Annotated in this window: 13 protein-coding genes; 6 read left to right on the forward strand and 7 right to left on the reverse strand. The window is 35.6% G+C overall.

Going from position 1 to position 12,793, the window contains the following annotated elements; translation table 11 throughout:
* Positions 1-29: 29 nt before the first annotated feature.
* Positions 30-1,202: a class I SAM-dependent rRNA methyltransferase gene (locus A5819_RS15060; RefSeq protein WP_086279554.1), complete on the reverse strand. Its 1,173-nt coding sequence runs from the start codon at positions 1,200-1,202 to the stop codon at positions 30-32.
* 302 nt (positions 1,203-1,504) lie between these two features.
* Between A5819_RS15060 and A5819_RS15065 the strand changes: the two genes are divergently transcribed.
* The 3 genes from A5819_RS15065 to A5819_RS15075 all read left to right on the forward strand — a co-directional run bounded on the left by A5819_RS15065 (position 1,505) and on the right by A5819_RS15075 (position 4,987).
* Positions 1,505-3,613, forward strand: coding sequence for an LTA synthase family protein (locus tag A5819_RS15065; RefSeq protein WP_303393686.1), 2,109 nt, complete (start codon positions 1,505-1,507; stop codon positions 3,611-3,613).
* A 107-nt stretch (positions 3,614-3,720) separates the two neighbouring features.
* Positions 3,721-4,431 carry a hypothetical protein gene (locus A5819_RS15070; RefSeq protein WP_086279555.1) on the forward strand — a complete coding sequence of 237 codons (711 nt, stop codon included), beginning with the start codon at positions 3,721-3,723 and terminating at the stop codon, positions 4,429-4,431.
* A 4-nt stretch (positions 4,432-4,435) separates the two neighbouring features.
* Positions 4,436-4,987: a hypothetical protein gene (locus A5819_RS15075; protein WP_086279556.1), complete on the forward strand. Its 552-nt coding sequence runs from the start codon at positions 4,436-4,438 to the stop codon at positions 4,985-4,987.
* A gap of 42 nt (positions 4,988-5,029) precedes the next feature.
* On the opposite strand, the gene A5819_RS15080 is transcribed toward A5819_RS15075, so the two are convergent.
* Together A5819_RS15080 and A5819_RS15085 are read right to left on the reverse strand one after the other, a co-directional pair.
* A complete protein-coding gene (locus A5819_RS15080; protein ID WP_086279557.1) occupies positions 5,030-6,499 on the reverse strand; it encodes a HAMP domain-containing sensor histidine kinase in 1,470 nt (489 codons plus the stop codon).
* Positions 6,500-7,219 (reverse strand): response regulator transcription factor, encoded by a 720-nt coding sequence (locus A5819_RS15085; RefSeq protein ID WP_086279558.1) that lies wholly within the window; start codon positions 7,217-7,219, stop codon positions 6,500-6,502. It abuts the gene before it with no gap.
* Between the two features lie 151 nt (positions 7,220-7,370).
* Between A5819_RS15085 and A5819_RS15090 the strand changes: the two genes are divergently transcribed.
* On the forward strand, positions 7,371-8,144 hold the full coding sequence (locus A5819_RS15090) for a Cof-type HAD-IIB family hydrolase (RefSeq protein ID WP_086279559.1): 774 nt from the start codon (positions 7,371-7,373) through the stop codon (positions 8,142-8,144).
* A 30-nt stretch (positions 8,145-8,174) separates the two neighbouring features.
* Here the strand turns inward: A5819_RS15090 and A5819_RS15095 are convergent, their stop codons facing one another.
* Positions 8,175-8,363, reverse strand: a complete 189-nt coding sequence (locus A5819_RS15095) for a hypothetical protein (RefSeq protein ID WP_086279560.1) — start codon at positions 8,361-8,363, stop codon at positions 8,175-8,177.
* 240 nt (positions 8,364-8,603) lie between these two features.
* Here A5819_RS15095 and A5819_RS15100 point away from each other — a divergent pair, with 240 nt between their 5' ends.
* Positions 8,604-9,365 carry a threonine/serine exporter family protein gene (locus tag A5819_RS15100; protein ID WP_086279561.1) on the forward strand — a complete coding sequence of 254 codons (762 nt, stop codon included), beginning with the start codon at positions 8,604-8,606 and terminating at the stop codon, positions 9,363-9,365.
* Positions 9,366-9,377: 12 nt separating this feature from the next.
* Positions 9,378-9,836, forward strand: a complete 459-nt coding sequence (locus A5819_RS15105; RefSeq protein WP_086279562.1) for a threonine/serine exporter family protein — start codon at positions 9,378-9,380, stop codon at positions 9,834-9,836.
* Between the two features lie 48 nt (positions 9,837-9,884).
* Here A5819_RS15105 and A5819_RS15110 read toward each other — a convergent pair whose 3' ends face one another.
* The 3 genes from A5819_RS15110 to trpX are packed head-to-tail and all read right to left on the reverse strand — an operon-like array spanning position 9,885 to position 12,561.
* Positions 9,885-10,670 (reverse strand): ABC transporter ATP-binding protein, encoded by a 786-nt coding sequence (locus tag A5819_RS15110; protein WP_086279563.1) that lies wholly within the window; start codon positions 10,668-10,670, stop codon positions 9,885-9,887.
* Positions 10,667-11,554: an ABC transporter permease gene (locus tag A5819_RS15115; protein ID WP_086279564.1), complete on the reverse strand. Its 888-nt coding sequence runs from the start codon at positions 11,552-11,554 to the stop codon at positions 10,667-10,669. Before A5819_RS15115 ends, A5819_RS15110 begins: the two co-directional genes overlap by 4 nt.
* Before the next feature lie 17 nt (positions 11,555-11,571).
* Positions 11,572-12,561 carry a tryptophan ABC transporter substrate-binding protein gene (trpX, locus tag A5819_RS15120; protein ID WP_086279565.1) on the reverse strand — a complete coding sequence of 330 codons (990 nt, stop codon included), beginning with the start codon at positions 12,559-12,561 and terminating at the stop codon, positions 11,572-11,574.
* Between the last annotated feature and the right edge of the window lie 232 nt (positions 12,562-12,793).

Genomic DNA, 12,793 nt, shown 5'->3' on the forward strand with positions numbered 1-12,793 from the left:
TATTCTTTAAAAAGAACAAGCTCTTTTGTTTATTTTTCTATTTCAATGAAGAAAACTTTTAGATAGTTCCCTTCCTCAAAATGTTTATTCGTTTTAAAATCGCTTGGCAATTGATACGTTTCCTTAAATCGATAGTCCACTTGCTTTTCTTCTAATGCTGCAACAATCATTTTTTTATATTTTTCCAGAGAGATATTCGCAGCATTCGTTGAGGCGATCAATAAGCCTCTATTTGACAAAATATCTACAGAATCTTTAACTAAATCACCGTAATTTTTAGCAACAGAAAACACTTTTTTCTTATTACGGGCAAAACTTGGCGGATCAAGAACGATTACATCATAGCTTAATCGCTTTCGGACAGCATATTTGAAATAATCGAAGACATCCATTACTACGATTTTTTGATCTGTCACAGCTAAATGGTTCACTTCAAACTGCTCTTTCGTTTTTGGTAAACTACGTTTGGCTAAATCTACACTAGTTGTTGTACTTGAGCCACCCATTGCACTGGCAACTGAGAATGCTCCTGTATAGCTAAACATGTTCAAGACCGTTTTTCCAGCAGCAATCCTGTCAATCAGGCGACCTCGAACTTCTTTTTGATCCAGAAAAATCCCTGTCATCAAACCATCGTTTAAATAAGTAGCGTACGTTACACCATTTTCAACAACCAATAGTGGCTCAGGAGCATCGTTTCCAAATAGTTTTTGCGATTCTGGTAAAGAATTGGTTGCAAAGCGCACTTTTTCATACGCGCCTTTGATTTCTGGAAAACTGGCTTTAAACGCTCGAATAATTTCTGCTTTTTTTTGATACAAGGTTTCGTTATACCAAGAAAATACAGCAAAATCGTCATAACGATCGATGATCAGCCCACCTAGTCCGTCGCCTTCTCCATTAAATACGCGATAAGCTGAAGTTGATTCATCTTGTTCATATGCGGCTCGATGACTTTTAGCTTTTAAAAATAGATTTTCTAAAAAAACTGCATCGACATTTCCTTGCCAGTTGACTAACCAGCCGATTCCTTTATTTTGTTCACCAAGATAGCCTGTCGCAATAAATTGACCTTTACTATCAACAAACGTAACCCATTCGTCTGAAAATGATTTAGGCATAGTAAAGAGATCCTCTTTTTGAATAAGGGGATATCTTCCCTTAAATTTTTTCTCCGATTTTTTTGTTACAATTATATTCATACATGTCATCCTCAATTCAGATTTGATTTTCCAGTAAAAATTAGCTTGATTGCTTGTATTCACATCATTGGCTAGTATATCAAAAAAAGCTATCTCTGTCGTTAGCTAGAATCAATTATCTATTTTCTAATATCTTAAGAAAAGTAAAATTTTGTTAACTTTACAAGGTGGAATCTTGATTTAAATTGACATAGAATTACAGAGAGAGTAAAATTATAAGAGTTATAGAAAGTTTTTGGAGATTTTTCAAATTACTTTCTCTTAGATCTGATTTTGGAAAGGATACGTTTACTTTGAATATTATAAAAAAAATACATATGCCTAAGTTTTTAAACACGCGTTTAGGACTTTTTGGGTTTGTGGCTTTGTTGATTTGGTTGAAAAACATTTTTGCTTATACAGTTGATTTTCATTTAAGAATTGAGAATGCTTTTGAATATTTCATTCTCTTCATTAACCCAATTGCTTCTACGTTTTTCTTATTGGCAATTGCTTTATATGTAAGAAGAAAGAAAGCTTCATATATTACGATGATGGTCTTGTATTTTCTGTTGACGTTACTATTATTCTCTAATGTAGTGTATTACAGAGAATTTACTGACTTTATTACAGTGAATACAATGCTTGGTGCCGGGAAGGTTGCCAGCGGACTGGGTGAAAGTGCGTTACGTTTGTTTAGACCCTACGATGTCCTTTATTGGCTTGATTTCATTGTAATTGGTATTTTATTGCTAACTAAAAAAATCAAAATGGATGAACGTCCTGTCAGAGCACGTGTTGCCGTTTCAATTAGTATGTTATCTGCTTTGTTTTTTGTCGCAAACTTAACATTAGCCGAAACAGCTCGTCCTCAACTATTGGGTCGCCAATTCTCTCGTGATTATATCGTTAAGTTTTTAGGCTTAAATGCTTTTACAGTTTATGATGGTGTCACCACCTACCAAACAAACCAAGTTCGAGCAGAAGCTAGTGAAAATGATATGGACGCTGTTTCAGATTACGTCAAGGGTCATTATGCCGCACCAAACCCAGATACTTTTGGTATGGCTAAAGGAAAAAATGTGATTTATATTCACTTAGAAAGTTTCCAACAATTTTTGATTGATTACAAATTGAAAGATGAAAAAGGTGTTGAGCATGTTGTAACACCATTTATCAATAGCTTGTATCACAGTAATAGTACCTATAGTTTTGACAATTTCTTCCACCAAGTGGGTCAAGGAAAAACAAGTGATGCTGAAACTATGTTTGAAAATTCATTATTCGGTTTAGACCAAGGGTCATTATTCACTCAAGTCGGTGGTAAGAATACCTTTGAAGCAGCTCCTGCTATTTTGGGGCAAGAAGCCGGTTATACAAGTGCTGTCTTCCATGGGAATGCTGGTAACTTCTGGAACCGTAACGAAACATACAAGCATTTAGGTTATAATTATTTCTTTGATGCTAATTACTACGACGTTAATGAAGATAATTCATTCCAATACGGTCTGCATGATAAACCGTTTTTCCAACAATCGGCTCAATATTTGGAGCACTTGCAACAACCGTTTTACTCTAAATTTATTGCTGTTTCAAATCACTATCCATATTCTCAATTTACTAATGATGAAGCTGGATTCCCGATTGCTCAAACATCTGATGAAACAATCAACGGCTATTTTGCTACAGCTAATTATCTTGATAAATCCGTTGAAGAATTCTTTAATTATTTAAAAGCTTCTGGTCTTTATGAAAACTCTGTAATCGTCCTTTATGGTGATCACTACGGCGTTTCGACTTCTAGAAACCAGAACTTAGCGGAATTACTTGGGAAATCAAAATCAACTTGGAATGACTTTGACAATTCAACTATGCAGCGCGTTCCTTATATGATCCATATTCCAGGTCAAACAAATGGCGGAATCAATCATACGTATGGTGGTCAAATTGATGCGTTACCTACCTTATTACATTTAATGGGTGTTGACACGAAAAACTACATTCAAATGGGTCAAGATTTATTCTCTAAAGACAACTCACAACTGGTTGCATTTAGAAATGGTAATTACGTTTCACCTAAATATACAATGTTAGGCTCTAGTATCTATGAAACTGCTACTGGTCGTCTGCTAGAAGAACCAACTGAGCAAGAAAAACAAGAAGCTAAAGCATTGAAAGAGCAGGCTAATTTGCAGTTATCGATGTCTGATCAAACAACAAACGGTGACTTGCTACGATTCTATACAAATAGCGGATTAACACCAGTCAATCCGGATGATTACAATTACAAGGATCAATTAAAACAATTAGAAAAAATCGAAGATGAAAAAGGCAATAAATCCACAAGTGTTTACAGTAAAAACAACAACACTTCTACCGTTGATAAATACCATACTGAAACATACCAAGACTATTTAAAATCTGGTAAATAACACAAAATAATCACGAAAGCTTGAGTAAATTACTCAAGCTTTTTTATATCTTATTCATAATTTATTCATATTCTTCTTTTATACTTAGTTTAGTGAGGTGAACCTAATTGAAAAACATCCGTTACGCTTTTGCCAGCGTTTCTTATCATAAAAAAATTTCTTTTAGCATTGGTGTCTGCTCGGCCTTTTTTCTATTTCTATTAACAAGTATTCTGAATCTCAAAGATCTAGAAAGTTCATTGTACAACCAAGTTAGTACCGTAATCAATAACACTGATTACCACTTCAACTATCAAAAAATTATGCAACTATACACTTCTTTATATATTGTTATGTTAGTTTTATGGACAATTTTGATTACACTATTACTCTTTATTTCATTAAAATTAAAAAAACAAGATATGATGAAATGGCGTATTATGGGATTTTCAAATGGTTTCGTCACGAAGCAATCCATTTTGGAGAGTATGATTCCAATCGCATTTGGCATACTCGTTACTGCTGTTTTTCTTGGTGTCTGTCAACATACATATGAATACATTTTAATCCAAGCCAGACCCATCCTCGCTAATGGACTAGGTATCAAGAGGGTGACACTTTTTTCCTCTAAGATACTGATTGAAAGTACGCCGAGTCAACTAATAGATTCAACTGCCGACACGCATTTTCTGTCCTTACAAATAAGCAACTTACCTGTTGCTGCAATTTTTAGAGCATTCTCAAAGAGTTCTTTCATAGTAGTATCGATTACAGCGGTGAGCACCTTAGTTTCCACTTATCTTCTTTCAAGACAATCAAAAAAAGTATTTAGGATGTGAGTACATGAATTTTCCTTTAGTAAATAATTGGACTGAAGACAGTTTCAAAGAGCTATTTCAACAACAACATATGACGGTCGTTTTAGAAGATCAAAGTAGTATCCAAGCTGATTTTTATTTTTTAATTGATAAAACGTTTGATATGAAACAGTCCATGGCGATTGGGTTTATTCTATCTGAAAATATCTTTTTGCCTTATCTTTCGATTAGAGATAATTTATTTGTAGGAACTTCAATCAAGGAAAAGGACAAAAAGAAACGACTGAATGATTTATTCACCTACGTTTCTCTTCCAGCAAGTGTATTAAACAAATCCGAGGATCAATTAAGTACTTTTGAACAAATCAAACTTCAGTTAATTCAATTATTACTACTAGAAAAAGATATCATTATTATTGATGATATCTTCCAAAAACTAACGATTAGTCAAAGACAAGAGCTATTACCCTTACTTCAAAAAATCGCAAAAGAAAAACAAAAAGCTATTTTAGTTTTAACGAATGATATTCAAATTGCTGAAAGTCCATATATGGATAAAATCATTAAAACAGCTTAAAAAAGCGCCGATCAAACATATTCTGTTTGATCGGCGCTTTTTCTAGATTTCATCTTCTATTTCAACATCAGGAAACGAAATAGTAAAACTAGTTCCTTGACCTTCCTGACTTTCTACACTGATCTTCCCTTTGTGCAGACGGACCAATTGTTGCACAATGGATAGCCCTAAACCAGACTCACCATATTTTGTATTCTTGCGAGAAGGATCAACTTTGTAATATCGGTCCCAAATATTTTGGACTTGTTCCTCCGTCATTCCTATTCCAGTGTCTGAAATCGTAATAATCGTTTCCAAGTATCCTTTTTGCAAGCGAACCCGAATCTCTCCATCTTGCGTAAATTGAATCGCATTTTGAATAATATTAACCATGACTTGAACAAAACGATCATAATCTGCATAAACATCGATTGCTTCATCGGCTTCTAATATCAGCCGATCATTAGCTGATTCAGCTTTTCCTTCTAACTGCGTCAGGATATTTTTCAACGTTTCAGTTGCATCAAACTTTTTGACTACAATACTAATTTGATTGGTTCTGATTTTTTCATAATCTAAGTTTTCGTTAACTAAGCGAATTAACCGTGAAGTTTCATTTTGCATCAATTTAATGGCATTTTCTCTTTGGCTTTCCGGAATTGCATTGTATTGCAGCCCCTCCAACAATCCATTAATGGTTGTGAGTGGCGTTCTCATCTCATGGGAAGCATCCGCCATAAATTGGCGCCGCCGATCTTCTTGTCGATCGATTTCTTCTCTAGATTCCTTTAGAGATTCAGCCATCTTGTTAAAGTCTTCTGCTAAATCATCGAATTCATCTTTGTCATGCGTAACCAGTTTAATATCAAAATTACCGCTCGTGATTTCTTTCGTTGCTTTTCTCATTCGATTGATTCGCTTCACTTGGAAACTAGCAAAGAAATAGCTTAGAATCAATCCAACGATACTGGATATAATAAAGCCTTTGAATAAATTGGCCGTTATCGCATCGACACTATCTGAAACATTTTTTGCTGGTTGTGTAATGACTAACGCACCAATAATGATGTTCTCATTGGATTGAACATTGGTTTTGCTGACCGGCATCATTACATAAGATGACATATTTTTATTGCCGTAAATATCTCTGTCGATCGTAGCATATTCTTGCTGCCCCTGCATTAAGGCATCCCAATTTTCTTTAATAACTGTGTTATCAAGTTTTTTTTCTGAACTCAAAGGGTATTGCACCTGCATGTTTCGATCATAAAAAACAAACTGAACATCTTGATTGCTTAAAAATCCTTCAAATAACTGAAACGAAGTGTTCCAAATGTCTTGATCCGTCATCCCTGGCATTCTATTGATCGAATCTTTGGTTTTCCAAGCGGATATAGCATATCCTCGAAGCTGCTCATAATTGGTATCCTGTAATGTTTTTTTGGTTAATTGGGTAAAAGATGTTCCCACGATCAATATGATTAGAATGATCACACCCCAAAAAGCCAATAATTGTTGATATAAATATTTCATCTATGCTACTCCAGAATCGTCAAATTTATACCCTACGCCCCAAACTGTTTGAATAACCTGTGGTCCAACCTTTTCAATTTTTTGACGTAACTTTTTAATGTGAGCATCCACAGTCCGTTCATCACCAAAATATTGATAATCCCAAACCATTTCCAGTAACTGCTCACGTGAAAATACTTGTCTTGGTTTTTTCGCTAACGTATAAAGCAAATCGAATTCTTTTGGTGTCAATCCGCCAATTAGTTTGTCATCCAGATAAGCTTCTCTAGTTTTAGTATTCATCTTGAAATGATCTGTCTCTACATCAAATTGATCATCTGAACGTTCTGATCCTTCTACCGCATGCTCCCCGATTTCAGAACGACGATGGAGCGCTTTGATTCGGGCAATCAACGTCAATGGGCTGAATGGTTTGGTGACGTAGTCATCTGCTCCCATCTCCAAACCGATTACTTGATCACTTTCGGAGTCTCTTGCTGTCAACATAATGATCGGAACTGTATTTGATACTTTCCGAACCTCACGGCAAACTGCCATACCATCCATCGTCGGTAAATTCAAATCAAGTGTGATCATATCCCATTTTTCTGGGTTTTCTAAGAAGGCGTCAAGTCCTTCTTTACCATCATATTTAAACGTAGCTTCCCAGCCCTCATTTAAAAAAAACATTTGCATCATTTCTGAAACAGACTCATTATCTTCTATCATTAATACATTCATTATTTTACTCGCCTCTTTCCTTCAAGTTTAACGTCATTTATATTATACTCTAAAAACCGGCTAGCTCCAATAACTTCTATCTTTCTTCAAAAAAGCTTTGTCTTTTGTTCAATCTTTGATACTATTAGGGATGAAAGGACGTTGAAAATTCATGAAAAATATCCAGGCAGTCACTTTTTTTGATTTAGATGGTACATTATTGGATCACAAATCACAAATTACACCAGAGATCACAAATGCTATTCAGGCATTAAAAAATAACAATATCTTACCCTTGATTGCAACTGGTCGGACAGTAGTAGAAATCGAACTTATTATGAAAGCTAGCGGAATTGATTCAGCAATCGTAATGAATGGGCAATTTATCCAAGTTGAGGGAAAAAAAGTCTATTCCGATGAATTTACTTATGAAGAATGTTTAAAAATGTATGAACAGGTCAAAAGTCTTGGCCATGAACTATCTTTTTATAATGATCAACAAATTTGGTGTTCTGGTCATAATGACATAGTCACAAATGCGTATGCCTTTATCCATTCCCAAGCTCCTGTAATCGATCATTCTAGTTTGAAAGATAAGACGGTTAATATGATGTTAGTTCTCTCAGAAGATGGCGATGAGCACTATTTAAAGCATTTTCCAGAAATGACCTTTTATCGTAATGGCCCCTACTCTATCGATACAGTTAGAAAGGGCGTTTCTAAAGGAACAGGCGTTCAAAACTTGTTCAAAACGCTCGACTTGCCAAACGTTCCTACGTTTGCTTTTGGTGACGGAATCAACGATCTTGCGCTATTTGAAGCATGCGACAATAAAATTGCTATGGGCAATGCACGTAAGGAACTTAAAGAACGATCTAGCTTTATTACTAAGAAAAATACTGAAGGCGGAATTGTCCATGCCTTAAAACATTTTGACTTGATTTAAGCTGTCAACTCCATAAAAAGATCCCACTTCTTATTTAGAAGATGGGATTTCTTTTTTATGTCTTTTTTGATGAACACAGATAATGGTTCCTGTCACTTGAATCAGTAAGAGAAAAAGTAAAATAGCACTTAATCCTAGATGTCCTTGATCGAACGTTCTTTTTAACAATATAAGTAAAATCAGACTGCTTACTGAATAAAGTGACCATTGCTTATCCATAATATCTAGACCCCTTTGGTTTGTTACCTATAAGGATAGGACTTTTACTTAGAAAAAGCAAGGATGTTTTAGGTATCTGTGAAGTTTCCAACAATTTTTTAGTGTTTCTTTATAATTCTAAGGAAATTCTAAAATTAGCTTAGCTTCTTTTTTGTCTTCGAATGATTTTATTCATTTCAAACATCTCAAAAAAATGATACACTAATTTTACTGTGAATTTATTGTAAGGAGTTTTGTCCTATGGAAGAAAATAAACAAACAAATACACAACTTATCTTAGATACATGTTTGATGGCTGGCAAGATCATGACAGAAAGTGGTTCTGAAGTTTACCGAGTTGAAGATACAATGAACCGGATTGCTGAAAATGCTGGTCAAAAAGAAAGTGTTAGTTATGTAACCGCTACTGGTCTTTTTATGGGCTTTCGCTCTAGTAATTATACTCAATTAGAAAATGTTACAGAACGAAGTATTAATTTAGAAAAAGTTGCTATCGTTAATAACCTTTCGCGGAAATTTGCGGATAAAGAAATTTCATTAGTAGAACTTAATCACAAGCTTACAAATATCAATCATGAAGCACCGACGTATTCCGTTTCGCTACAAATCCTTGCAGCAGGGCTTGTCAGCTGTACTCTGATGTACATTTTTGGTGGAAATTGGCATGACTTTCTAGCCACTTTTTTTATTGGTATGATCGGATATAGCGTGGCCTACTTCACAAAAGAATGGCTGAACATCAAATTTCTTGATGACTTTCTTGCTGCTTTTACCATTGGGCTACTTGCTTATCTAGCAGTCAAATTCCACTTAGCAGGAAATATTGATAATATCATTATCGGTGCCGTGATGCCTCTTGTCCCTGGTGTAGCTATTACAAACTCTTTTAGAGACATACTAGCAGGACATCTTTTAAGTGGAACAGCACGAGCTACTGAGGCAATATTTGTTGCTGGATCAATTGGCATCGGAATTGCCATCGTTTTTAAATTATTTATGTAAGGAGAAATGAACGTGGAAGTACTCATACATTGTTTATTTAGTTATTTAAGTACCGTTACCTTCGGCATTGTGACAAATGTTCCCAGAAAGCTTTTAAATGCTTGTGGTATCACAGGTGCTGTAGGCTGGATGGTTTATTGGTCTACGAAAAACTTAGAAGTAGGAGTGATCTTTGCTAACTTTTTAGGAGCAATCGGTATTGGGTTATTAAGCATTTATTTTTCTCGTAAAAAAAAGATGCCGATGACGATTTTTAATATTCCTAGCCTTGTTCCATTAGTACCAGGTGGTCCTGCCTATCAAGCGGTCAGAAGCATTGTTTTAGGTGATTATGTTTTAGGGTTCCATTCAATCATTAAAGTAATCATGACTGCTGGCGCGATTGCCGCTGGCTTTATGGTCACTGGAATCGTCGAACGATTATTAAAAAATGTATTAGATAAAAATAGAGCTGGCTTTAAAAAAAATTAACTTAAACACTCGATCAAGTAAGCAAAAATCCTTGATCGAGTGTTTAGATTAATCTAGCGAAATTTCTTCTGCCTCTTCTTCAAAAAACAATAACAAATCCTGCAAGCTTAACTTTTCTTTTTCTTCCTTGTTTAAATCTTTAACGATTTGGCCCTTTTGTAAAACAATCAGCCGATTCCCATAATGCAACGCATCTTCCATTCGATGAGTGATCATTAAACAAGTTAACTGTCCTTCTTTGATTCTTTGATCCGTCAATTGCATCAACTGTTTTGACGTTTTAGGATCTAAAGCCGATGTATGCTCATCTAAAAGTAACAGCTCAGGTTTAGTCAGTGTTGCCATTAATAAACTTAAAGCTTGTCTTTGCCCACCTGATAAATTCCCTGTTGGTGTATCTAAATGGTTTTCCAAGCCATTACCGACTTCGCTACAAATTTTGGTAAAAAATGCTCTTTCCTCATTAATCTTACGTAAACGCAACCCACGTTTTTTCCCACGATAAAGTGCTAATAATAAGTTCTCAGCAACGGTCATTCTAGGCGCCGTACCCATTTTGGGGTCTTGAAACACACGAGATAAATATTTAGCTCGCTTTTCTTCAGAAAAAGCTGTAATATTTTGCTCATTGATTATTAACTCCCCTTCACTCAAAGAAGTTGTGCCAGCAATACTATTGAATAAAGTACTTTTTCCTGCTCCATTACCACCTAAGACAGTTACAAATTCTCCTTGAGTAATCGTTAAATTGACATTATTCAAGATATTTTTTGTTTCATTTAGACCATTGTCGATCCGTTTTGTTGCATGTTTAAGTTCTAAAACCGTACTCATCTTTCATCCTCCTTTGATGGCAAAAAGTGTAGATTCAGAGCCTTTTTTAACTGAGGGATCATTAAGCATGCGGCTAAAATCACAGCTGAAAAGACTTTTAAGTACGTTGTGTCAAACCCTAACTTAATGACTAGTAAGATCAATAATTGATAGATGATACTCCCGACCACAATAGCGACTAAACGTTCTGCAAAAGTCAATTCACCAAACAACACTTCACCAATAATGATTGAAGCTAATCCAATGACAATCACACCGGTCCCCTTGTTGACGTCTGCATAACCATCATTTTGGGCAATCAACGCTCCAGACAAAGCAATCACACCATTAGATAAGGTCAAACCTAATATTTTCATGGAATCTGTCTTGATCCCGATCGAACGTGCCATATGTTCATTATCTCCCGTCGCAATATAAGCTTGTCCCAAATTTGTATTAAAGAAAAACAGTAATAAGCTAATGATGATTGCCAAAAATATCACACCTAAGAAAACAATATCATAGTAATTCGGCAAATTTAGTTGTAAAAAGAAGTCTTGAATCTTTGGCTTATTCAGTAAAGATAAATTTGGTGTCTGCATCACATACAGAATAACTGAATTCAATCCTGACATCACCAAAATACCTGCCAAAATCACTGGGATTTTCCCTTTAGTAAATAGTAGTCCTGTTACCAAGCCCGCACACATCCCTGCTAAAACGCCCAACAATGTAGCGATAATTGGATGAATTCCTGATGTAATTGCTGTGACACACACGGCTCCTCCTAATGGAAATGAGCCTTCTGTCGTCATATCGGGAAAATTTAAAATTCGATAGGTCATAAAAATACCTAATCCTAGTATTGCCCATAACATTCCTTGTCCAATTGCTGAAACAATCATTTGATTCTCTCCTTTATTTAGTCTACGATCTTCGCTTTCGACTTGATTTTTTCTGGAATTGATACTCCTAATTTGTCAGCTTGCTTTTGATTAACAATAATATCGCCTGTTTTAAATGTATAGATAGCCGTCGTTGCAGGTTTGGCTTCTCCTGATAAGATATCCGCTGCCATTTTACCAGTTTGAATACCTAAGTCAAATTGATTGATCCCTACGGTAGCCAGCCCGCCTTGTTCTACCATAGTATCTACCGAAGGAATGATCGGTGTTTTTGTTTTATCAGCTTCATTGACGACAGTTTGCATCGCATTTGCAATTGTATTATCTGTTGGAATATAAATAAAGTCCACTTCACTCGTCATTACTTGAACTGTTTGTGCAATTTCATTACTTGACGGTACTGCGTACGTTTTCACGCTCAGCCCTTTTTTCTCTGCAACGTTTTTTGCTTCTTCAACCTGATATTTAGAATTTTCTTCAGATGAAGCATATAAGATTCCAACTTTTTTACTCTTCGGCAAAATCTCAGTCACTAAATCAAACTGAACATCTACTGGGGATTTATCACTGACTCCAGTGATATTACCACCCGGCTTTTGGTTATCTTTTACAAGTCCAGCACTGACTGGGTCCGTGATTGCACCGAGAACGATAGGGATTTCTGTGGTTGTATTCGCTAGCACTTGGGCCGCAGGTGTTGCAATTCCGATCAAAACATCAGATTTTTTTTCTTGCACCAATTGCTGACTCATCGTAGCTAACTTACTTTGATCTGCTTGTCCATTTTGAAAAGCGATCGTCATATTTTTTCCATCCTCATACCCTTTTTCCTTCAATCCCGCTTGAATCCCTTTATAAATCTGATCTAAAGCAGGATGACTAACAAACTGTAAGACCCCCACAGTTGGTAACTTCTCTTTCGCCGATTCTTGTTTTTCTACAAAGAACGAGCCAATTAAAAAAACAACAATAACGACGACAACAACCGATAAACGATTTTTTCTCATAACGTTTCCTCCTAATTTAAAAGCGTAGCAGGCGAGCCTGCTCTGACAGGAAAATAGGAAATTAGGACTGAGGTGTTTTTTGCCTCATTCATAATTTATCTTTTTCCTAAAAGACTCGCCCGCGTAGATAGAGAAACCATTCAGCCTCCATCCATTATTCTTTTCGCTTAAACAACTTCAAACAAAAAAACAACGACAAATCCTAAAAAAGGAGCAGTCATTGTTTTTCGAC

The organism is Enterococcus sp. 7E2_DIV0204 (assembly GCF_002140855.1).
GTDB lineage: Bacteria > Bacillota > Bacilli > Lactobacillales > Enterococcaceae > Enterococcus_L > Enterococcus_L lemimoniae.